Here is a 22556-nt window from a genome sequence, read left to right on the forward strand (position 1 = left end):
CCCCGACGAGGTTCTGCGTGCACAATACCCGCGGGATCGGTTTTCAGCCTTCAGGGCAGTTGCCCTAATGCTCGTCGTGGTCGGGTATTTCACTCGCGCCGCCGTCTCTCGAACACAGCTGCAGGCCATCCCGTATCCCTCCGAAGACCCGCATTGGGAGCACGACGAGTCGACTTGTCAACCAACCTGGTAAGTGCCCATTCCTCGCGCTACCAGGCGTTTTCCCACGGTGGTGACAAGATCGACGGAACACGAACTTAGTCGCTTGCCTCGGCGAAGACGTGTGCCCACGATGTCGAGATCTTCCTCGAACGCCGCGTCGATGAACTCAATCGACATCGATACCGTGACGCCACGGAGCTTCTCGGGAACGCGGTCTCCCGCCCATGCTGCGGCCATAATCCCGACATCAACACACCCCGCGAGAGCACCTCCGTGAACCATCGTTCCGATGGTGACGAGCTCCTCTCTATATGGCATCCGAAGTCTAGCGTGGGAGTCTCCAATCTCAATCAACTCAATACCGAGGTGTCTTACAAAGGGCGAGTTGGGAAGGAACAGCTGCATCGCCTCGGTGCCGGAGGTAGGCACCATCGGATCGGGAGTTGCCGCAATGGGTTCGGATGACATATGTCTCCAATCAGAGTGTTACTACGCTTTCGGAATGCTACTACAGTTTCGTGCATGGCCGGGAAACGGCTGACCACTGGCCTAAAATGCCGGGCGTTTGCGCTTGACTTTCTAGACGATGTCGACGCCACTCCTTGAATAGTTGCGCGAGAGGCAAGCATGGAAGTACAAGACCATCTGCGAGGGTAAGCTTTCCGTAGTTGCACCTTCGACTGTGAGATCCGTCGTGAGTAGCTTCCCCACGCGCCTTGTGGGTGTTAACAATGATCACGTTTGGACTGAACCATTCGACCAGACTTCCCGAGACGCGCAGTCTGCAGAAGAGCGACGATCAGCTCGCGCACACCATTCGCCCAGGATTGACGGCGGCGGTTCGCCGAACGGGTGCGAGAAGACTGCATCGAAACGCCTGCGGTTGTTTCCTCCCCACCTGCAACCACTGATCGCGAACCTCGTGCGCTTTGCGATCTCGCCCGCCTGTCAGTAGAGCGTCGCCGCAGCCGCTGCCCTTGGCGTGACCTCTCGCTCCGCACGCTCGACGAGCTTCGCGCGATCGAGGTTCCAGCGCTCACCGTTCCCGGTTCCGACGATCGCCATCCGGTCGAGGTCGCCGAACGCATGAGCGCGACAATCCCGGACGCGAGACGTGCGAAGATCGTGCCGTTCGGCGCGTTGCGGACAGCTGATAATCTCGCTCACGCCGTCGTCCCGGAAATCCGCCGGGCAAGTAGCCCAGACAGGCGCGCTCTGGGCAATGCGGCTCGGAACTGGCACCTTTGAAACCCGAGATACCGGCGGTGTACACATCCTCAATCAACACGATCCAGCGATGAACGGACCTTCCCCGGTGAGACCGCCCCTGAACGGCTTCCAACCTCAAGCCCTCGAGATCGCGCGCACCGTTGCCGGCCTGTCGCGCGGCGCACTCTCTCGCGCAATCGGTGTCGATCCGTCCACTATCCACAACTGGGAAACCTCGCGATCACACCCCCAACCCGAGCATCTCGCCCGGATCGCCGAGAAGCTGGGAATCGCCCTCGACTGCCTCATCGTCGTTCCGGAGAATAAACGAACGGTGGCCGACCTGCGAATACTTGCGGGATTGACGCAATCACAAGTCGCACACCGATCCGGGCTCAACACCACCACACTCGGCCGGATCGAGCGCGGCGAGAGCTCGCTGTCCGATCGCCATGCCGCTGCACTCGCAGACGCCCTGCACCTGGAAGAAGAAATGGTCCGTTCCGCGTATACCCGCACCCGGCCGCCGACCAAATGATGTGGCTTCGGCCCTCGCCCACTGCGGCGAGGATGGGATGACGACGATTCCGCTGCGTATGAGGGGTTCGCGGTGACCGGGCTGGAGGAGCCGAAGGGCGCACGCGGCACCGCGAACACAGTGAGCCGTCCCCCCGTTTGATCTGCACCTTAGACCGTATGTAGTGACTACTCGCGGAGCGGAGTAGTTGCTGGCAGGGACCTCGCTCACGCAACCTCATGGGTTACCGAGCGATGTTTTCCGTGCTCGGCCTTTCCAACAGGTGTGAGGAGGCCCCGGTGTTTTGTGAACGTACGAGTGTTGGGTTGGATGTGCATGCCCGTTCGGTCGTCGCGGCGGCGATCGACGGACAGACGGGCGAGGTGTTCAGGGCGCGGTTGACGCCCTCGCACACCGACGTGCTCGAGTGGGTCGGCAAACTTCCGGGCCCGTGCGCGGTGGTGTACGAGTCCGGACCGACCGGTTTCGGCTTGGCCCGCGCCCTGAGGTCGACGGGGTGGCGCTGCGAGGTGGCGGCTTCGTCGAAGCTGCACCGCCCGGCCGGCGATCGAATCAAGACCGACGCGCGAGATGCTCTGCACCTGGCTCGGTTGCTGCGGTTGGACGAGGTGGTGTCGGTCCGGGTCCCCAGCCAGGCCGAGGAATCCGCCCGCGATCTCGTCCGCGCCCGTGAGGCCGCGCGGCAGGATCTGATGCGGTCACGGCATCGCGTGTCGAAGTTGCTGCTGCGGAACGGGATCGTCTATTCCGGCGGCAAGGCGTGGACCGAGCTGCACGATCGATGGCTGCGGCAACAGAGGTTCGACCAGGCGTCGACACAGGCGGCCTTCGACGACGCCTACGAGACGGTGGTGTTGGCCACCGCCCGCCGCGCCCGGTTGGACGAGAAGATCATCGCGCTGGCCGGGGACAGCGAATTCACCGCCATGACGCGGCGGCTGGGGTGTCTGCGAGGCATCGCGACGTTGACCGGCTTCGCGCTCGCGGTCGAGATCGGTGACTGGCAGCGGTTCACCGGTGCCGGCATCGGCGCCTACCTCGGGTTGGTACCCAGCGAACACTCCTCCGGGCAGAGCCGCTCGCAAGGCGCGATCACCAAGACCGGCAACACCCACGTGCGGCGGCTGCTGGTCGAGGCGGCCTGGCACCATCGGACCACCTACCACCCGGGTGTGGTGTTGCGGCGCCGCTGGGACCAGGCCCCGGCCGCGGCACGAGCTCGCGGGCACGCCGGAAATCAGCGCCTGCACACCCGCTGGGTCAACCTGAACCTCCGCAGGAAACGGCCGGTGATCGCCAACGTCGCCGTTGCGCGGGAGCTCGCCGGCTGGTGCTGGTCGCTGGCGGTGATGCCCGACTGAACCGGCCACCCCGAACTGACCGTTGGTGGTCACGAGGCGAGGAACCGCAGCGCGAGGAGCAACACGCCCTCAGGCTATTGAGCAACCGAAGCGCGCGAAGCGATTTCGGCCACGCTCGTCCTTAGATCAGCGCACTGCTCCAGCCGAACACATGGTCCTGCGGTAACCAACCCGCGCATATCAGCTTTGACCACGCGTCGTGCAACGACACGCTGACCTCGGACTCGCCCCACCAACGGTCTCCCCCTTCCCCCGACGCCGCCCAAGCGTGACGCCGCTCCTCGCCGGGGGTCAAGGCCGAGCGCTCCGCGTGGGCCTCCGGCCCAGCCATGACCCCGACTGCGGGCGCCATCCCATCGGCAACTACCGGGGGACGGAATTCCCCTGTCCTGATGGATGTTTCAGGACCAGTTCGGCGTGCCCTACTTGACAAATCGCCCAACATATCAGCCTGAATCCACCGATGGATTGAGGTGGTGGGTGGGTCGTAACGGCGAGATGCCCTTACGTTTTGGAAAGATTGGGCTTGTCTAAGGTCCGATCCTCCCCATAACGAAGGGCATCTCTAGGGTGCAACTATCTCATACCCGCCCGGTACGGGCAGCGGTGTTCGATGACCGCAACCTCCTCGCCTCGGCCGGCCTGATCCCGGTGCTGGAGTTGGCCCAGGAAAACGGGCTCGCTGACCTGGCGGACGAGCACGTGTCGGTGCCGACCGACAAGGGCGCCAATGCGGGGCGGAAGGTGACCGCACTGGTCGCGGGCATGGTCGCCGGCGCCGACAGCATCGACGACATGGCACTGTTGCGGCACGGCGCCATGGCCACCGTGTTCGACCGCCCGTACGCGCCGTCGACGCTGGGCTCGTTCCTGCGGTCGTTCACCTTCGGGCACGTCCGCCAACTCGACGCGGTCGCCACCCGCTTCCTGCGTGGCCTGGCCGAACGGACACCGCTGACCGGCGCTCCCGACGCCGGTGGGCGGGTGGTCGTCGACCTCGACGATACGATCGTGCCGGTGCACGGGCCCGGTAAGCAGGGCTCCGGGTACGGATATACCGGGGTCCGTGGGTTGAACGCCCTGATCGCCACCGCCACCTACGAGGGGCAGGCTCCGGTGATCGTCGGCCAACGCCTGCGCCGCGGGGCCTGCGGATCGCCCCGCGGGGCGGCGCGGATGGTCACCGACGCCCTCGCCGCCGTCCGCGGCCTGCACCCACCGACACCCGGTGGGGCGAAGGAACGGGTGTTGGTGCGGGCCGATTCGGCGTTCTACGGTTATCCGACCGTGTCCGCGGTAATCGGGGCCGGCGCGGACGTGTCGGTGACCGTGCGGATGACCGCGAAGGTGAAGAAAGCGATCGCCGCGATCGAGGAGTCGGCGTGGACACCGATCGAGTACACCGACGCCGTCTACGACGAACCGAGCCGGGCGGTGGATCTCGCGGGCCGAGGTCGCCGAGATCGAGTTCACCGCGTTCGGCTCACGACTCGCACCCGAGCGGACACCCGGCCGGCTGGTGGTGCGTCGCATTCCCGACCTGCGTGAGCACACCGACGGTCAGGGCACCTTGTTCGATACCTGGCGGTTCCACGCGTTCAGCCGCCACCACGGACCCGGCGGTGCTCGATACGGTGACCGCGGACAAACTTCACCGCGGGCACGCGATCATCGAACAGGTCCACGCCGACTTGAAGAATTCCGCGCTCGCGCATCTGCCGTCGGGGCGGTTCGCCGCGAACAGTGCCTGGCTGGTGCTGGCGGTGATGGCGTTCAATCTCACCCGCGCCGCTGCCAGCCTTACCGGGAAGTCGCTGGCCAAGGCGACGACCGCCACCATCCGCAGGACCCTGATATCTGTCCCGGCCCGGATCGCGTCCTCGGCCCGTTGCCTTACCCTGCATCTGCCCCGGTGCTGGCCCTGGGAAACCGAGTGGAACCGGCTCTTCACTCACACAGGGAGACGAAAACCGCAGGCCACCTAATCCGCCCCGCCATCTCCGGCCCGACGTGAAAGACCCAGTGGAACAATCCGACACCGAGGTCGGACGATCACCCACACCCACAGAGCCCCTCAACGCCCACAACCAGATCCGCTACCCGACCCACACCCGTTCGGTGGATCGAGGCTTAGCCGAACTCAGGTGCGCGGATGATGGAGTAGGCGGCGAGCGCGAGGCCAGCGGTGACGGTCCGCGCGCCCGAGGATGTCGATCGAGCCGAATCGGGCGGGGCGTTAGGCATCAGCAGCGGCGTCGCGGCGAGTGCGATGGGAATGTTGAGGATACCCTGGCCAGCGGTGTTCGTCGGTGATCATTCCGACGAGGACTTTGACCGCTGACTGACTCGAACTTCTGGTTTCGTCAAGGACGCAGGCGTGCACTTCGACATGTGCCCGGCGCTCAACGCGCGCACCGACTTGTGACCTCCACGGACAAGGGCTACGGCGGACACACCCGGGAGGTGCTGGGCCTTCGCGAGGCGGGACACTGCCGCACCGGTGAAGTCTTGTTGTGGCAGATTTGGATCGCCGCGGCCGACCGATCGCTCACCTCTCTACGGGGTGAGGCAGACTGGTTGACGTGACCGTTTTCGAAGGTAGGGCTGAACCTGATTTCGTTGGTGAGGATTTCACCGACGGGCGAATGGCGAACCAGTTATGGAGCGCTCGGAGGTACACGAGTTGCAGCTTTCGCGACGCTGATCTATCAGGATTGCAGACCGAGATAGTCACCTTCACCGACTGCGACTTCACCGGTGCGAACCTGACGAAATCGAAACACAGTGGAACCGCCTTTCGGAACTGCCATTTCGAATACACACAGCTTACGAATAGTGAGTTCCGGCACTCGACCTTCGTCGGATCATCTTTCGTCGAAACGCGCGTTAGGCAGGTCATCCTCGAAGAGGTCGACTTCACGCTCGCCTCACTCGGCGGTGTCGACATGCGCGGCGTCGATCTGTCAAGTTGCCGCCTTCGTGAGGCTAACCTCACCAAGGCCGACCTCCGGAAAGCGGTTCTAGCTGGTGCGGATCTATCGGGGGCGCGTACTGGTGACATGAGACTAGACGAAGCAGACCTGCGGGGAGCTCAAGTAGATGCGGCATTGTGGACCTCTGCGAAACTGGACCGAGCGCAGATCGAGCTGGGGCAGGCAGTCAGCTACGCGGCGGCACAAGGTCTCATCGTCTCTGCTGGGTGACTAACAGTGAGCCTGCAAACGCGCACTGATGACACTGAGGCAGTGTTCCGAAGTGGTGCGGCTGAATTTTTTCGATGAAGTGGAGTGTGCCGCTGCCGTTCAATGAACGAGGGCTCCGGTATCTGGGTTCAGCGACCACGCTGGAACCTTAATATCGGAGACCTCGTGCACAGCGTAGTGGCGTAGGGGCGGGCGGACCTGACCGAGCAAAATGGGCGATGTTGGTTCCGCCTCTGCATCGGGCAGAGAGGCAGATCGCCCGCCGAAAAAGGTGAAACAGCAACTATCGACGGGATAAAGTGGCGGATTCGGTCGGGTAGCCGTGACGCCACGCGCCGTCCCGGCACATGTCGTGCCAGACGTCTACGGGTTGTTCCGATGCGGTCAACGGCGGGTGTGGGCGCGGATCCGGACGGCGTTGCAGACACTCGCCGATGCCGCGAGTGCGATCGTGTGGGACGTCAGTGTGGACTCGACCATCGCGCGGTCCCCACCAGCATGCAGCAGGCAGGAAGATCATCGAAATACGAATGGGTGGCGATTGTGCGTGGTCGACGCTGTTGCGGTTGGGATGAAGGAACGCACGACAGCCGCTGTGCCGACCAATAATTCGGCGAGGTACGCAAACGTGATGTGAACCCTGTTCCTCTACCGGAGTTGACCAATTTGCGAGAGGTCGTTATCTTTGCTCTCCTGTGTGCGCAGGATCGCAAGTGCACTGACTAGGCAGATCCCTACGATGAAGATGACAATGAGCGGGAGAGCCGTCTCTGTCGCTGCATAGATCGCGGTGACGGCGAGTGGAGCCAGTCCTCCCCCAAGCAATGTGGCGATCTGGTAGCCGAGGGACGATCCGGTGTATCTGCTCATGGTTCCGAACTGCTCCGTAATGAATGCCGGCAGGGGGCCATGGATTGCTGTCAGGCACAGGGTCAGCGAGACGAACCCAAGCAGAGTCGGAATGAACATGCCGCTCTGAAGCAATAGGAAGAACGGATAGAGTAGGACAGCGGCCCCGGCGACTCCACCGACCATCACCGGGCGTCTGCCAACTAGGTCCGAGAGTTTAGCGAAAGCCAGACCACTGAATATCCCGACTGCTTGGCTAAGCGCACTTGCCAAGAGGACTGCCGGGCGTTGCCCCCCACTGCTCACAGCGAATGTGATCGCGAAGGTGACCATGGTCGATTGAAGCGCAAAGCCCGCGATGCCGGACATCGACACAGAGAGGAGTACCCGCCACTGCCCGAGGGCTTCGGAAAGCGGCGTTCGCGTGCGCTCCCTCGGACCGGGCGTATTCCGCTTCCTCGCATCTATGAAGACAGGGCTCTCTTCTACGGAAGTGCGCAAGTAGAGTCCAACGACGAGAAGTACTCCTGACAACAGGAAGGGGATACGCCAACCCCATTCGAGAAACTGTTGCTCCGGAAGCATAGAAGCGCAGGCCATTGCGGCCATCCCAAGTAGTGCTCCCGAGGGGGCACCCGCATAAGCAAAGGACGCGACGAAGCCGCGTGACCGCGGATGGGCATGCTCCATTGCCATCAGCACGGCTCCGCCCCACTCGCCACCCAGCGCGATACCTTGGATGATCCGTAGCGTGAGCAGCGCAGCAGGGGCCCATGGTCCGATGGATTCCGAAGGTGGTACCAGACCGATCAGAAGCGATGTCACGCCCATCACCGAGAGAGAAATTATCAGCACGGACTTGCGTCCGACTCGGTCTCCCATATGCCCGAATATAATTCCGCCGAGTGGCCTGGCGATGTATCCCGCTGCGAACGTTGCAAGTGCTGCGGCTGCACCGGCGGCGCTTGATAGTTCATCGAAGAACACTGGGCCGAAGACTATCGCCGCGGCCGTTCCGTAGAGAAGGAAGTCATAGTACTCGAGCATGCTGCCTATGTAACTGGAGAGCGCGACTCTCCTGATTTCGCTTCGAGGGTGTGGCCTCGTTTGGAGGTCAGCTCTTTGTTCGGTCGGCATCCGTACCCCTTAGGTTCATGGTGGCCTGAGATGAAGCTCAAGTAAGCGGAAGCGAGGTTCTGCGGTGACGGGGACTCCTCACTCCGATGTACAGAGGGTGAGGACACGCGGGTCCGCAGAATAGTGGTCCCCCGGAGTGATGGGATCTACGCGTCGGTCGAGGACGACCGGCTGGCTGGCTGGCTGGGCCATGACCGCGTGAGAAGCTGAATCAGGTCGCCATCGAGAGTGACCTGCCGTGCTGCCAGGAGCGGCCGCCGTTCGGCCTGCACACGGCGAGCGCTAGCGCGAACGCGACCGCGCGGCAGTTGAGGTTTCTAGTGCGGGAGCACTGTCGATGCGTCAGGAAGCCGCGTTCAAGCTCGGCAATCGAGCAGGATTTTGCCGATATGGTTTCCGCTGTCGAAGTATCGGTGCGCCTCGGAGACATCCCCAAGCGCGAACACTCTGTCGACCGTGGCTGAGATGGATCCGTTCTCGATGAGCGGAATCACTATCTCCTGCGTCTTGTGCATGATCGTCGTCTTCTGTTCGATTGATCGATCTCGAAGGAGGGTTCCGATCACCGAGGCTTTGCGACGCATTAGTTGAGCGAAGTTTAGTATGCCCTCTGCGCCTCCCTGCAGTCCGATGGTGACGATGCGCCCGTAGGGTTTGAGTGCGTCCAGGTTCCTATCCAGGTATGCACCTCCGACTGTATCCAAGATGATGTCAGCGCCACCTTCGTCAGCGAGCCGCTCAGCGAAGTTCTCGTCGGTGTAGTTGATCAAGATATCCGCGCCAAGTTCCTTCGCGGCGGCCAGCTTTTCCGCGGTTGAGGCGGTGACGGCAACACGGCCGCCAAGTGCCTTGACCAGCTGGATTCCGAACGTACCGATCCCTCCGGTCGCTCCGTGGATTAGCACGGTTTCCCCTTTGGCGAACTGGCCCGCTAGGCAGATATTCGCTACCAGAGTAGCTGCAACTTCGGGGATCGCTGCTGCGTCACGCAATCTGACCCCACGTGGTGCGGGGAGAACTTGTCCCGCGTCAACGGCGACCTTCGTTGCGTAGCCGCCTGATGTCAGCAGTGCGATGACGGGATCTCCAACTTCAAGGCCCGTGACCCCGGTGCCGATCATGCTGACTTCTCCCGACACCTCAAGTCCGAGGATATCCGTGGCGTCGGGCGGGAGTGGGTAGCGGCCCTGCCTTTGAACGGAGTCGGCGCGGTTCAGTCCTGCCGCGATGATATCGATGACTACCTGTCCGGCTCCTGCTATGGGGTCTGGAAGCTCCTCTACCGTCAGCGTTTCCGGGCCACCTACTAGTCGTGAACGAACGGCTTTCATCGGGACTCCTCTTTCTAGGTCAGTAATGATCAAGGCACCGATCCGTGCCTTCGCGGAGCCGCGTCTAGATCGGATTCGACTCTTGGATGGCAGTAAAGACCATGACCCGGATCACAGTCAAGAGCCGCGAGACCGCCTATCGTTAGTTCATGCCACGCAACAACCAGACGGTGCCCAGGCACGAACGCGAATCTGCGATCGTTGCCCATGCCAGCCATCTTTTCCTTTCTGCTGGATATCGCAATACGAGCATTGCGGCGGTAGCACGCGCCGCAGGAATGGCAACAGGGGCGGTGAATTGGTATTTCCCAACTAAAGATGATCTCTTCGCCGCTGTTATTCGGGCCTACTTCTCCGACGAGTTACGCCGCATCCAAGCCGATCCTGAAAGTTGCGGCGATGCCGGCAAGCAACTTGCTGGTGCACTCGCCGCGCTGGTTCCGTATCGGTTGCTGCACAGGGAGGCCTATGAACGCATGGAGGTGTCACCCGCCGTACGTGAGGCTTACAGCGAGGTTCAAGATTGGGTCGATGAACGCTTGCTCGCAGCGATTCGCGATCGTGTTCCCACGGGCACGGACATCGAATCGGTCACCGACGTCGCCCACATCCTTGCCGAAGGTGTGCTAATCGGCGGTAGGCGTCGCGATCGCCCGACTGAGGAACTCCTCCAGCTGATTATCGATCTCCTAGCCACCGCAGCGGTGGGAAGCCCCTTCACCCTCAGGCGCCGGAGATCTCTTGACTGCACGTCATGAATGTGGAATGGTCGCTCTTGGATGTCGACCAAGAGCGAATTCTCAGCGATTCATAGGAGATTCAGGTGAGAGGGCCCTGTGCCACGATCGTCACTCAGCGCGCAGGCCTCTTCCGCCTGTACGGTTCGCAACCCACCCTTTCGTCTCGGGTGCGCCGATGAACGACTTCCGGGGGACTCCTGTACTAATTGTCGGTGGCGGTCCTGTTGGTCTTGCAACCGCGTATGTCCTTGGTATGCATGGAGTGCGGAGCATTCTGTGCGACCAACATGAGGCGATTAATCCACATCCGAGGGCGCATGTGGTCAACACGCGCTCGATGGAGCTTATGCGTGCATGGGGCATCGCTGACGCGATCAGGAAAGACGCGATTCATCTTCCTTCCGGTCTTCGATATGTTTGGAAGCAAACAATTTCAGGAGAAGAGTTCGGGTCAATTAGCCTTGAGGACGCTCCCGAGGAGCACAAATCGCGACGGCAGCATGCTTCTCCTGAAGCTAAGACGTCTTGTGCGCAGGACCGGGTCCAGCAACACCTACTGGATGCTGTTCATGCACAGGGCATGGCTACCGTCCGGTACTCATCGCGCGTCAGTGGACTTGACGACACTGGCTACGGAGTGACGGCCACCATCGATTCGGACACGGGCAGCGAACAGCTTGACGTCCGGTACGTCGTGGCCGCGGATGGCGCCTCGGGATGCACCCGGGAGCGACTCGGAATCGGTCAGTCAACCCGGCAACCTTTTGGTCATCAGATAAACGTGTACTTCCACGCAGACCTTTCACGCTGGACCAAGCCGGATCATTCAGTGTTGTTCTGGGTCATCAACACAAGATGTCCAGGCGTTTTCATCGGGATGGATGGCAAGCGGCGCTGGACATTCAACTTCGGATACGACCCTTCGGTAGAAGACGTTAGTGACTACACAGCCGAACGTTGCGCGGGCTTAATTCGAAGCGCGGTGGGCGTCGCCGATCTCGACATCGACGTCCAATCGATCGGCTCGTGGTCACTGGCAGCTCGGACTGCAGAGAAATACCGACTGGGACGAGTATTCCTCGTCGGAGACGCAGCACACCAATTCCCCCCCACGGGAGGCCTTGGTATGAACACAGGCATCGCTGATGCCGATAATCTCGCCTGGAAGTTGGCTGGTGTCATCAGGGGCTGGGCGTTGGAGTCTCTTTTGGACACCTATGAGACAGAGCGCCGACCGGTCGCTGTCCAAAACGCCGACGGTAGCGTACTTAACGCGATCAAGATGGCCGACGCAGGACTGGGGCCTAATACGCATGGCGTCGCGCGTCGCTTGGAAAGTTCGGACGCGGCAGTCGCCGCGGCTGAACGCAAACGCTTGGCATCGGTTATCCCTCTGCAAAACCTGCACTTTGATGATCTGGACAGGGAGATTGGATACGTATACGGCTACTCCAAACCATCGATGCCACGCGTCGATCCGCTCTCCGTCGCGGTAGTAGGTGGCCGCTTGCCTCATGTGTGGGTGACTCGAGCTGGCAACCAGCTCTCGACCTTGGACCTTCTAATACCGGGGTTTACTCTTATCGCAGGGGTCGACGGTCCGCCGTGGGCTAAAGCCGTCAGGGGGTTATCGGCCGAAGTTCCCGTCCAAGCGCTCGTTGCTGGGGTGGATTTCGAGTTTGGATCGTCGAATGCGCTCGGACTTGCAGACTCAGGCGCGGTTTTGGTGCGGCCAGATGGTCATATCGCCTGGCGCGCTGAGTCGCTTCCGCCTGACCCCACCGCGGATGTCCTCCGAGCCATCAATTCTGCCCGCCGCTAGTCTAGGACTCGGTGTAACTTCCACGGCGCGTCTTCCCAAGAGTCGTCCGAACGAACGAATAGTGACACGGGTACACCACGCGTTGGACGCCTCAGAATAGCCGTACGAGTCGTTTCAGCGCGACACTGTCACGCACGGTCGAAGATGATCACAACTTCCAGTACAGAGCTCCGTCCCGTGTGCCGACACATGACGGTGGGCACCCTTCACTCACTATCACCTGAGCGATTCGTTTTGCCTTACGCCATGGTTGGCATCTGGCACGATCGGTTATAGTGACCGGCGGGCCAGGTCCTTCACTGGCAAGAAAATCTCATCTTCGATGCCCCTTCAGAGGTACGCGCCCTGTCCTACCACTTCTTGCTCTCCAGTGAGCGGATGGGCCCAACTGACTGCCCTCGACCTAGCCTTCCGCACAGGTAAACCCGTGATCCGTTCTCCGTCGCCATGTCCTGAATCGACTGCCGTGTCTCGTCTCACGACAAGGCTGTCGTGTCTGTGCGGCCACGCATGGCACTAACAGCACGCATGGCGATCTCGTTGGCGAAGTTCCGGCTTTCTGCTGCTAGCTATAGCAACCGCTTGTGTCGCATAATCCCAGCCACGGACGTGACCGGAGCCGTGCGCCGGGACTCCACGTCATGACCGAAGTGGTCCGACTCCAAAGCCAACACTGGATCCTCGCCCACGAGCTTCAAAACGACAGTGATAAGTCGAAGACGGCGCGACCTCATTCGACTACTAGCAAATGTGATCGCGGATGCGCTCACCTCGTTACGCGGCGTTGCGGGCGTGCAGGTGAGCATCCGTGTCCGACACTGATGTGGTGAATCAGCTTGAGAAGATTGTCTCGCTCGTCCGCGACGTCGTGGGGCCTGACCTCCTTGGGACGTATCTCCACGGATCCGCCGTGCTGGGGGGGCTTGCCCCGGCGAGCGACCTGGACGTTCTTGCCGTCACCCGGCGGAGTCTTGACGAGCGGAGGCGGCGAGCGCTTGTCGCGGGCTTACTACAAATCTCCGGTCTCACGCCAACCGTTCGGCCCGTTGAACTCACTGTCGTGGTCCAGTCCCAGGTGCGCCCCTGGCGGTTCTCACCGATCGGGGACTTCCTCTACGGCGAGTGGCTGCGCGACGACCTGCAGAGAAGCGGGCCTCCCCTGCCTCATCCGATGCCGGATCTGGCCCTGATACTTACCATGGTCCTGGCCGGCAACCATCCCCTGAGCGGGCCGGCTCCTGCGGAGCTGTTGGACACAGTTCCGCACGCCGACCTCGTTCGAGCGAGCGTTGAGGGAATTCCCGAACTTCTAGCTGGACTGGACGACGACATCCGCAACGTCCTGCTGACTCTTGCCCGCATCTGGACTACCACGGCCACGGGTAGGATCAAAACCAAGGACGCCGCCGCCGACTGGGCAGTGGCCCATCTCTCCCCGGAACACCGCCCCGTCCTGGAACATGCGAAGAGCTTGTACCTCACGTGCCGCTATCAGGACGAGGTCTGGAGCGAGAGACTCAAAACCCAGGTCCGCCCGCATGTGAATGCCGTGCTCACCCAAATCGATCGCCTGCGCCAACAGACATGACGTTCCATCATCCACTGTTGCTGAGTGGCGCTGGGCCGTGACGGCAGATACCACAGCCTCCGGCCGCATAGCCACGCATCGGGCGGGCTACCCTTACCCGCCCCGGTACGCATGTCCATGTCCTCGACCGTCTCCGCGCTCAAACACTAATTAAAAGATAGAAATTCGGCATCCACCGGTGCGCCGACATTCGGAGTTCGGGATATTCAAAGTCGCCCGCACACAAGAATGCCCTTCCAAGCGAAACCACAGCATCGAGCGCACCACGAGCCCGAATGGACACAGGTCCGGGGTGCGGCCGAGTTCGTACGCCGGCTTCGGTTTGCACGTTCGGTGGGACCCAGCAGTAGCGAGATCTCGTGATCCGTACCTTGGTCGATGGCGGGAATGGGTCGAGAAGCCGGAACGTACTCGCTGATCTGGTCGTTTCCCTACCTGCTCAGTTTCTCGCACCTTAGTCGACGCCACTTGCCGGTGATGTCGTCAGCGGTACACCCGGGAAGCGTTACCGAACAAGACCGGTATCTCTCAGGATCGTGGTTAGGGATATGGTCGAAAGTATCGGTGCAACAGCGAGAACAGGATCGATTACGGACCCGCCGCACCGTCGAAACCATCAACACCTCCCCTCTCGGGGGTCTGCCCGATCGTTGCGACCAGCGTCTCCACTAGGAGCTCGACAACCGCGGCTGGAGGACGGTCAAAGGTTCGCGATCGTATCAACAGGCCCTCGAAGATCACGTGCGCAGTGTCAGCGATGAGCTCACCATCGAAACCCATGGGAGCGTGTTGCGAGACGATCTCCAGCACACGGTAGTCCAGCCAGTTGTGAATGCGCATGTATGCGGCACGAACGGATTCCGAGGTATCGACTCGCTCGTACGCATCTCGGTGCAGCGCTCGGTAGGGCTCAAGTGCGAGAAGCGCCTGTACCAGTTCTATACGCGGGTCCCCGCCTATATCGGGGTCCGACTCGATCTGGGATGTTGCTTCTCTGAATTCAGCGGAAACCACTGCCGCGAACAGTTCGTCTTTGGTGGGAAAGTACCAACGGACGGTTGCGGGCGCGATACCGACGGCATGTGCAACGGCAGGCACGCTGGTCCCACGATAGCCGTGCCTGACAAACAGTTCGCGGGCGTGTTCGAGGATGGCACGCTCGCGCTCCACCCTCGGGACTTCCTGGTGGTTCCTAGGCATGATCTACCACCATCTCTCTTGACTTTGAGTCATGAGATGAACTTTACTGACCGTGGATGTAATTGCTGAGCTGCAACGAGGAGACCAGGCGGGAATCGATGACTTAGGCCTGCCAGACGGCACATTCGCCGGTCGGCACCTCGGGGACACGCATAGTCTCGACATCGAGACATCCCCACCTGGTCGACGAGGTACTCCGTGAGTATCCCCCACAGGGCAGAATTTCAAAAATAGTGGCTGCGTGCAGATTCGATGCAGGCTTGCACACTTTGCGTCATTGATGCCTGATGCACCAACCCGAGCAAGTTCGAGCTGCCAACCCGGGCAGTCGAAGTACGTTGAGGAGGTCTCTTCATGCGCCTGTACGCCACGGACCAGGGAGTAGCGCGCGAGCATCAAGAAGGGGTTCTGCAAGTGCTCGACCTTCCATATACCGATATAGGCGACCTTCTACGCGGACCCGGCCTTGATGCGGCCAGGAAGGCGAGGGTGATCTCCGAAGTGAAGATGGAAGAAGCCCACCTCCGTCCGGTACTTCGCCGGCCAGGAAAGATCCTGGCTGTAGGACTCAACTACCCGAGTCATGCGGACGAAGCCCTTGAGAAGTTCGCAGCGGTTGGTCGAACCGATGTGGAGCTCCCGAGCGAACCGAATGTCCAGGTGGTCGCTGGCTCGGCGGCGACCTCCCATGGGCAACCCATTCTCCTTCCTCCTGTCGCCAGTACACACGTCGACTACGAAGGCGAACTGGGATTGATCATCGGATGCGCCGCTTCCAAGGTCAGCGAAAATGACGCGTGGCGTTATGTATCCGGCCTGACGATTATCAACGATGTCTCAGCGAGAGATATCCAACGCCGGGCATACGCGGGAGACCCGAATGCATCAATCAGTGTCGCGAAGAGCTTTGACACATTCAAACCAATTGGACCATGCTTGGTAACGGCTGACGAGTTCTCCGAGAACGTCAATCTGCGTCTACAGACTCGAGTTAACGGCGAGCTACGCCAGGACGACCACACAGGCAACTTCCTCTACCCAATTTCAGCCCTGATCGCCTATCTGTCACAGTTCCAAACGCTTGAGGCAGGCGACGTCATCGCCACTGGAAGTCCACGTGGAGCGGGACAGTTCGCCGAGACCTTCCTCCGCGATGGAGATCTCGTGGAAGTCGAGATTGAAAAGATCGGTGTTCTGCGCAATCGGGTCGCGGCCGCGCCCTAGGCGATTCGCGACTCCCTAGATCGCGGTTTGAGCCGAGGCGCCCTCGACGCCATTCACAATGCGACTGCAGATTCGGCTCCAGCCAGGCGCGGGCCGCCTTCCTTCTGGTGACAGACGACTCTACGCTGTCTGAACTACAACACTATTCGCGTCGATCCCAGTTCTCTGCTTACTTGCCACTAGCCATGCTATCCATGCTATCCATGCTATCCATGCTAACCGCTGGAGGGGCGCTGCCTAGGCGAGCAAACCGAATCAATACCGCAGGTTACGCACACTGACGATGATGAAAGCGCGCGTCTCATTGGGGACAAAACACGTGGCGCCCGGTTCGTGCTGAATTTCGGCGCCACCCGGCGCGAGGGAGAGGTGCCGTCGATGGCGGCGATTTCTGGCGCCACTACGGTCGTGTGCAGCAGGATCTCGCTGGGCGGGAGGCGCTGTGGCCGCGGTGATCGGCAGCGCCACCACCTTTAGCGCCGACTGTCCGCACCCCACGATGATCGCGACAAAGACCACATAGCACGCGACAGTGAATGTGTGCTGTGTGGGAGCAACCACGGTATATCCAGAGTGACGCCTCACCGCGAGGTTGGCAGAGATGTAGTGGTAAGGCTCCGTGGCGCGCCATGATGCAGCGGAGCTGGTGATGTGGGCATCCGCTCACCCGTCGAGGCCGATCTCTGCTCGTGACCGTCTATTTGCATGCATGCACTCATTGAAAAAGTGCTACGCATCCGGGAGGGAGACGAGCGGAGCTGCGGTCTCCTGCGCAGACTTCCTTGAGTTCCCAGCCCCTAGAATGAGTGGGCCACGAAAGTCGAGGACGGCGTGTCCGAAGAACCAAGGTGGGTATGAAGTTGGATATGCATGACAAGCTTCGGGCGCTGTACCCACGTCACTTCTGGACACCTATTACTGAGGGCGAATCCGGGGCCGGAATATACCGGCTCATGCCAAGAGGTGGCGACCGACACGTGCTCTACATGAAGACGGCGCCCAGCAAAGCTGTTAATCCGGCGCTCAATCTTGACGCCGAGGCGGACCGACTCGAATGGCTGGGCGCGAAAGGAATCCCGGTCGCTCGGTTGGTCGATCGTGGATACAACGACACAACCACCTGGATGGTGACAGAGGCCGTAGCGGGGATCCCTGCCGCCGCGAATTGGCCAGATCACCGACGCGAAGCTGTAGTCGACGCACTCGCCGACCTAGCGCGCACACTGCATGCGCAGCCCGCAGACGACTGTCCCTTCGACCGGCGTTTGGCAGTATCCATCGCCGAGGCGGAGGAGGCGGTGAGCAACGCTCTCGTCAACTTGGACAACCTTGAGGACGAATACGCCGGCTGGTCAGCCGAGCAGCTGCTGTGTGAGTTGCACCGTACTCGACCAGCTGTGGAGGAAGCTGTCCTATGTCACGGCGACTTCTGCCCAGATAACGTGCTACTTGACCCTGAGACCTGCCAAGTCACCGGACTGATCGATGTGGGGCGACTAGGGCTCGCCGACCGGCATGTGGACCTAGCCATAGCCCTTCGTGAACTGAGCACTGATGACGCCCCCTGGTTCCAAGCACACTTCGCACGGAGGTTCGTTCACCGATATGGGCAAGGCGATATCGACCAGGAGCGCGTAGCCTTCTACACCCTGCTCGACGAGTTCTTCTAGGATTTCGGGCAAAGGCCCATACGAGATGCTCAGCTATTGCACCGCAGTCTCCGGTAATAGAACCCGGTTGATGTGCTCGGATACCGCAGGAAGAAGTTCAAGATCTGGAAGTGAACATGAGGCGGTGATTTCGGCGACTGCGCGCGCATACAGCTCGCAGGTGGCACACAGTGCGCGCGTCAGGTCTTCTCGGGTGTAGGGAGCGAACAGCTCGGGAAGCCGTCCTTGATAAGCGGTGTCCAGCCATTCATCGATGTGATGGCCGTTGTGCAAGGTGTCCACTGGGTCGACCCTCAACAACCGGGTATGCCACTCCAGTACGGTCAGTAGCAGTGCCCGAAGTTCTTCCAGACGCAATTGCGCCGGCCACAGGTCGCCGCGTGCGATGTAAATGGGAATCTGGCTGGCCTCGAACCAGAACTCTCGCTGGTTCGAGACGAATTCGGACTCGGTGGGCCGTGCTCTTTCCGGTCGGCCGGTCGGGGCGGGCAGATTGGCGGTGATCCCGGTTTTGTCCAGCAGTACTAGGTAACCGCGCTGATAGAGCGCGTCCAGGCCACCGTCGATCATCAGGGTGACCCGCTCAGGACCTGCAAGTGTCAGATCAATCTTCCGGCCTCCAGCCAGAACTATGAGGTAAGTCGGCCAGTCCGGGGCACCGTCCTCTTCGTTGGCGAGATGAATGCTCATCAGCTGTTCTCCAAGTGGTGCAGCCCAACCGTCATCACCGGCCAATGCGGGCACAGACGTGCCGACGAGTTCAATATCGAGATCGGAGAAACGATCAACACGCTCGTTACGCGCGCGGGAACCGGTCTGGATCGCAGCCTCGATGCCGTCGTGAGCCGTCGCGAGCGCGACAATGCGGTCAAGGACTTCAGCGGCGGACTCCATACCCAACAACTACCACGGAACACGTCGGTGGTCGGTCTCCCACCCTGCCTTCCCTCTCACCAGGATGTGCCGTCATAGACGACGATCCCTGCCGCTGGAACGGTGCACGACGACCCATCCCTCCTCGACCGCACCGAGACCTTCCGGACGGCAGGCGAACGTCGGGGCACCGGACAGCACACACATGAACGTCCTCCGCGCGCTTCCCTGAGCAATTTATATTCAACTTCTCTGATGGGCGCTCGTTGGCTCCCTTAACGAAGGCCCCACATGCATTCCTGGGAAGGTGTCCCACGCCACGCCGTGGGAACCTTCGTTAGCCGATGGTTGTCAGAGCGCCTCTCAAAGCGTTCTCCATTCCTTGCAACATCAAATTCTCCATTGCGGAGGCGCGATGCTTGGGCGATGGCAAGGAAAACTCTGATGAGCGGTGTCGGAGTCTCAGGAAGCGAGGTCTTGTGCAGTACGCAGCAATTCCATCGTGGTACGTAGTTGGAGCACTGCACTTTCGGATAGTTCGTCGGCCTGCCACGCGATATGGCCATCGGGTCGTACAAGAATCGCGCCTCGATCGGTCATACCGAGCAGCCTGTCACCTTCACAGGCTATATCGCGTCCGAGTATGAACGACTGACATGGTACTCCAGCACAGGCCTCTTCCAATGTGTCGACCCAGTTCCCCCCGTCACGACCCGCGAGGAGGATGAATCCTGGCATGACGAGGTCCAAGGTAGAGATCGCGACACCGTTGCGGGCAATCCACGCGTGAGGTAGACGAGCACCCAGCACGGGCCGAGTGATTACGTCGACGGAGTCACTATCTGTTGCGTCGCCGTAGATGTACCCAATCTCGAGCTCAAGATAGTCGAAATGAGGTCGCTGCAGCGGGATTGACGCGCTCAGGCGTTCTCGTTCTGCTCTGGCGACCTCGGGATCTGTACTCTCAAGCTTCGAGGCGATGTCAATGGTGTTGGGTCCGATGCCAGCGTCGGCCATTTTCAATGCGTTTGCGATACTGCTCTCTGCATTTGCAAGCGCGACAGGGCGCCGTTCAGATTCGTACGTGTCGAGGAGCGTCTCAGAACTCCAACCATTAATAACGGCCGCCAACTTCCATGCGAGATTGTCGGCATCGACGAGTCCGGTATTCATACCTAGACCCCCGGTGGGTGGGAACTGATGTGCTGCGTCGCCTGCGAGGAAGACGCGGCCCTTTCGGTATTGCTTGGCGGTGCTTGCACCTAAAATCCATGTTCCGACCGACCGGACTTCAACGTCGAGATCCGGGTCCCCTACACCTCCACGAATGAGGTCAACGCACCGCTCTATTGTGTAGTCGGCGACGGATTCGGTCGATGGGTCGAAACCGACGTTGAATGTCCAGCGATTGCCGCCCATTCGAATAATCACGCCTGGGCACGCAGTGTTGAGAACCCAGAAGAGCAGCGCGGAATCGTTGTCTGTCCAGCGCGTCAGGTCGGCGTGGAAGTAGATGTTGATCTGCCTTCCGAACTCGGGGATGCCCTCGATATCGATCCCGAGATTCTTCCGGATGGTACCTGAAGCGCCTTCGGCAGCAACAACGTACCGTGCAGTCAGTCGCTCAGGTTCGCCATCCGCTTCGACAACAACGTGGACTGCGTCACCGAGGTCCTCGACCTCTACTACTTTGGTGCCGTAACGGACGGTTGTCATCCCCTGCGCTCGAACTGCATCAAGCAAACGCTGTTGGACGCGGTCCTGTGCACATGACGCGATTGTCACGGGTGACGCTCCGAGGCGCCTGGACAAGTGCTCCGGCAGTGCATCGCTTAAATCGATCCGGCCGAACTCTTCGCCGGCGACCGTGTGCTTCCAGACGAAGCTTAAGCCACAGTTTAAGTCGACTGAGTCTTCAATGACAGCATCGTAGATTCCCCAGCTACGAAGCAATTCCATGGACCGTGTGTTCACGACGTGAGCACGTGGATGCGGGTTGATTCCGCCGAATTGATCACAGATAGTGCTGCGAACACCATGCTTACCCAGTACGTAAGCAGTCGCTAGTCCGACCGGCCCAGCTCCAACGATCAGGACTGGAATTTGCTCGTTGTCAGTCACGGCCGCCTCACGAGCTCAGCGAACGGTTCGCCGGTTTCGAATCTTGCGATCAACTCTTCCGGATCAAAGTCGACGCCGATCGGGTTGGCAACGAAGGCACTTGAGTTGAAGAACGCTTGCGTCTCCTCGTCGGTGGCAAAACTGTCTATCTGAAGCTCGATCTGATTGCCGTCGGGATCTTTGAAGTACATCGACATCGTCGGGCCATGGTTAACGCACCAGAACGGTTCCAGTCCGTCCGCCTTCAACCGCTGATACGTCCCAAGCAGGTCGCCGAGGCTCTCATAGGTGAAGGCGACGTGGTGCAGTCCAGTGTGCTTGTCCTCGGGTTGCTCGGACGCGCCGGTACCGATGAACGCCACGCGGTGGTGTTCATCGTCGTAAGTCATGAACGCCAGCATGTCGTTGGCGAACGCTACACGTCCGTCGAGGACGCGAACGTACCAATCGGTCATCTCTTGCACACGATTCGTCCGCAGGACGACGTGCGCAAGCTTGGTCGGTGATGCCATTGAGAACCTCCAGTGAGTGTCAGACACCTCTTGACTGTGATACAAGACACGTTAAACCGACTCATGACTGTAAGTCAAGAGATTCTCCGGATTGATGCCTTGAACAGGTAAAATACTGTGCTCATATCAGTGGACTGAAGACGTTCAGACGGCAGCGCCCTAGCCGGAGCAGGTTGTTGCGCGCGATTCGCCAAGTCACGTTCATGGGGCAGACCGGCGCGTAGACGCCGACCCTGGAGCCCTTACGTCGCGGCGACCTAGCCGTAGCGCCGGCGTCAACCCGGCCCCTAACGCACAAGCATTGTATTAAGCGGCACAGAGCGATCCGGGCGTTTGCACGTCAGCACAGAGAATGTTCGGTGATCACGGCCACGCCTTTGGGCCGCGAGCCTTCCCGAACCTCACCCTCACTCAGCGGGACGACTTGGCGATCGCCGCCGCCACGAGTGAATCTGTGAGCAGATCAATCAGGTCGCCGGTCGGCCGATCGACACGGCGCATGCTGATCAGGATGCCTTCAAACAGTACGTGCGCCGCCTCCGCGATCAGTTCGACGTCCGCACCTGGTGGCAGTCTATTCGAGATTGCAGCGAAGAGCCGCTCCTCCAGCCAGTCCTGCACCTGCTCGTAAGCGACGCGGATGGACTCCGACTCCTCCATTCGCTCATAGGCCTCTCGGTGGAGGGCTCGATAAGGTTGAAGTTCCGTCAAGAGCGCCACGAGCTCATCTCTGGGGTCGCCTGCGACCGCGGGGTCTTCCTCGATTCGCTCGCGTGCCGTGGAAAAAATCGAGGTAAGTGCCGCTGCGAAAAGGTCATCCTTGGTGGGAAAGTACCAGTGCACCGCGGCGGAAGCCATACCCGCCGCGCGACCAACAGCGGCCACGCTCGTTCCACGGTAACCACACTCGGCGAACAAGGTCACGGCCTCATCAAGAACAGCGGCCTCGCGCTCTTCTTTCGGGATCTGCTGTCGGTTCCTGGGCATGCGACCAGCTTACTGCTCCCCCTCTGCTC

At 60.7% G+C, this 22556-nt stretch carries 18 protein-coding genes and 1 pseudogene; 10 read left to right on the forward strand and 9 right to left on the reverse strand.

The features are described 5' to 3' along the window. Positions 1 to 177: 177 nt before the first annotated feature. Positions 178 to 630: a PaaI family thioesterase gene (locus L1080_RS32960; RefSeq protein WP_250776527.1), complete on the reverse strand. Its 453-nt coding sequence runs from the start codon at positions 628 to 630 to the stop codon at positions 178 to 180. 480 nt (positions 631 to 1110) lie between these two features. After that, positions 1111 to 1329 carry a hypothetical protein gene (locus L1080_RS32965; RefSeq protein ID WP_250776528.1) on the reverse strand — a complete coding sequence of 73 codons (219 nt, stop codon included), beginning with the start codon at positions 1327 to 1329 and terminating at the stop codon, positions 1111 to 1113. A gap of 130 nt (positions 1330 to 1459) precedes the next feature. Between L1080_RS32965 and L1080_RS32970 the strand changes: the two genes are divergently transcribed. The 5 genes and pseudogenes from L1080_RS32970 to L1080_RS32990 all read left to right on the forward strand — a co-directional run bounded on the left by L1080_RS32970 (position 1460) and on the right by L1080_RS32990 (position 6473). Continuing rightward, a complete protein-coding gene (locus tag L1080_RS32970; RefSeq protein WP_250776529.1) occupies positions 1460 to 1909 on the forward strand; it encodes a helix-turn-helix domain-containing protein in 450 nt (149 codons plus the stop codon). A gap of 278 nt (positions 1910 to 2187) precedes the next feature. Beyond that, positions 2188 to 3270: an IS110 family RNA-guided transposase gene (locus L1080_RS32975; RefSeq protein WP_250776530.1), complete on the forward strand. Its 1083-nt coding sequence runs from the start codon at positions 2188 to 2190 to the stop codon at positions 3268 to 3270. A gap of 570 nt (positions 3271 to 3840) precedes the next feature. Next, a pseudogene (locus L1080_RS32980) lies at positions 3841 to 5255 on the forward strand (IS1380 family transposase). A gap of 436 nt (positions 5256 to 5691) precedes the next feature. After that, positions 5692 to 5856 carry a hypothetical protein gene (locus L1080_RS32985; RefSeq protein ID WP_250775726.1) on the forward strand — a complete coding sequence of 55 codons (165 nt, stop codon included), beginning with the start codon at positions 5692 to 5694 and terminating at the stop codon, positions 5854 to 5856. 59 nt (positions 5857 to 5915) lie between these two features. Beyond that, positions 5916 to 6473 (forward strand): pentapeptide repeat-containing protein, encoded by a 558-nt coding sequence (locus L1080_RS32990; protein ID WP_250775753.1) that lies wholly within the window; start codon positions 5916 to 5918, stop codon positions 6471 to 6473. A gap of 648 nt (positions 6474 to 7121) precedes the next feature. On the opposite strand, the gene L1080_RS32995 is transcribed toward L1080_RS32990, so the two are convergent. Both L1080_RS32995 and L1080_RS33000 read right to left on the reverse strand, forming a co-directional pair. After that, a complete protein-coding gene (locus tag L1080_RS32995) occupies positions 7122 to 8459 on the reverse strand; it encodes an MFS transporter (protein WP_250775724.1) in 1338 nt (445 codons plus the stop codon). A gap of 356 nt (positions 8460 to 8815) precedes the next feature. After that, entirely contained in the window at positions 8816 to 9790 is a 975-nt protein-coding gene (locus tag L1080_RS33000; protein ID WP_250775722.1) for an NAD(P)H-quinone oxidoreductase, read from the reverse strand. A gap of 149 nt (positions 9791 to 9939) precedes the next feature. On the opposite strand from L1080_RS33000, the gene L1080_RS33005 reads away from it, so the two are divergent. The 3 genes from L1080_RS33005 to L1080_RS33015 all read left to right on the forward strand — a co-directional run bounded on the left by L1080_RS33005 (position 9940) and on the right by L1080_RS33015 (position 13940). Continuing rightward, positions 9940 to 10548: a TetR/AcrR family transcriptional regulator gene (locus L1080_RS33005; protein ID WP_250775720.1), complete on the forward strand. Its 609-nt coding sequence runs from the start codon at positions 9940 to 9942 to the stop codon at positions 10546 to 10548. A 157-nt stretch (positions 10549 to 10705) separates the two neighbouring features. Continuing rightward, positions 10706 to 12352 (forward strand): FAD-dependent monooxygenase, encoded by a 1647-nt coding sequence (locus L1080_RS33010; RefSeq protein WP_250775717.1) that lies wholly within the window; start codon positions 10706 to 10708, stop codon positions 12350 to 12352. Positions 12353 to 13160: 808 nt separating this feature from the next. Then, positions 13161 to 13940: an aminoglycoside adenylyltransferase family protein gene (locus L1080_RS33015; protein WP_250775709.1), complete on the forward strand. Its 780-nt coding sequence runs from the start codon at positions 13161 to 13163 to the stop codon at positions 13938 to 13940. Between the two features lie 588 nt (positions 13941 to 14528). On the opposite strand, the gene L1080_RS33020 is transcribed toward L1080_RS33015, so the two are convergent. After that, complete coding sequence (locus tag L1080_RS33020) at positions 14529 to 15140, reverse strand: TetR/AcrR family transcriptional regulator (protein ID WP_250775700.1); 612 nt, start codon at positions 15138 to 15140, stop codon at positions 14529 to 14531. A gap of 354 nt (positions 15141 to 15494) precedes the next feature. On the opposite strand from L1080_RS33020, the gene L1080_RS33025 reads away from it, so the two are divergent. Next, complete coding sequence (locus tag L1080_RS33025; RefSeq protein WP_250775696.1) at positions 15495 to 16364, forward strand: fumarylacetoacetate hydrolase family protein; 870 nt, start codon at positions 15495 to 15497, stop codon at positions 16362 to 16364. A gap of 866 nt (positions 16365 to 17230) precedes the next feature. After that, entirely contained in the window at positions 17231 to 18034 is an 804-nt protein-coding gene (locus L1080_RS33030) for an APH(3') family aminoglycoside O-phosphotransferase (protein ID WP_374435216.1), read from the forward strand. Between the two features lie 33 nt (positions 18035 to 18067). Here L1080_RS33030 and L1080_RS33035 read toward each other — a convergent pair whose 3' ends face one another. The 4 genes from L1080_RS33035 to L1080_RS33050 all read right to left on the reverse strand — a co-directional run bounded on the left by L1080_RS33035 (position 18068) and on the right by L1080_RS33050 (position 22464). Continuing rightward, a complete protein-coding gene (locus L1080_RS33035) occupies positions 18068 to 18928 on the reverse strand; it encodes an aminoglycoside 6-adenylyltransferase (protein WP_250775692.1) in 861 nt (286 codons plus the stop codon). A 441-nt stretch (positions 18929 to 19369) separates the two neighbouring features. Further along, positions 19370 to 21028 (reverse strand): FAD-dependent monooxygenase, encoded by a 1659-nt coding sequence (locus tag L1080_RS33040; RefSeq protein ID WP_250775690.1) that lies wholly within the window; start codon positions 21026 to 21028, stop codon positions 19370 to 19372. Continuing rightward, positions 21025 to 21540 carry a VOC family protein gene (locus tag L1080_RS33045; RefSeq protein WP_250775681.1) on the reverse strand — a complete coding sequence of 172 codons (516 nt, stop codon included), beginning with the start codon at positions 21538 to 21540 and terminating at the stop codon, positions 21025 to 21027. The genes L1080_RS33040 and L1080_RS33045 overlap by 4 nt, the downstream gene beginning before the upstream one ends. A gap of 411 nt (positions 21541 to 21951) precedes the next feature. Then, a complete protein-coding gene (locus L1080_RS33050; protein ID WP_308202193.1) occupies positions 21952 to 22464 on the reverse strand; it encodes a TetR/AcrR family transcriptional regulator in 513 nt (170 codons plus the stop codon). Positions 22465 to 22556: the final 92 nt, after the last annotated feature.

This window comes from Rhodococcus sp. MSC1_016, assembly GCF_023667485.2.
GTDB lineage: Bacteria > Actinomycetota > Actinomycetes > Mycobacteriales > Mycobacteriaceae > Rhodococcus_F > Rhodococcus_F oxybenzonivorans.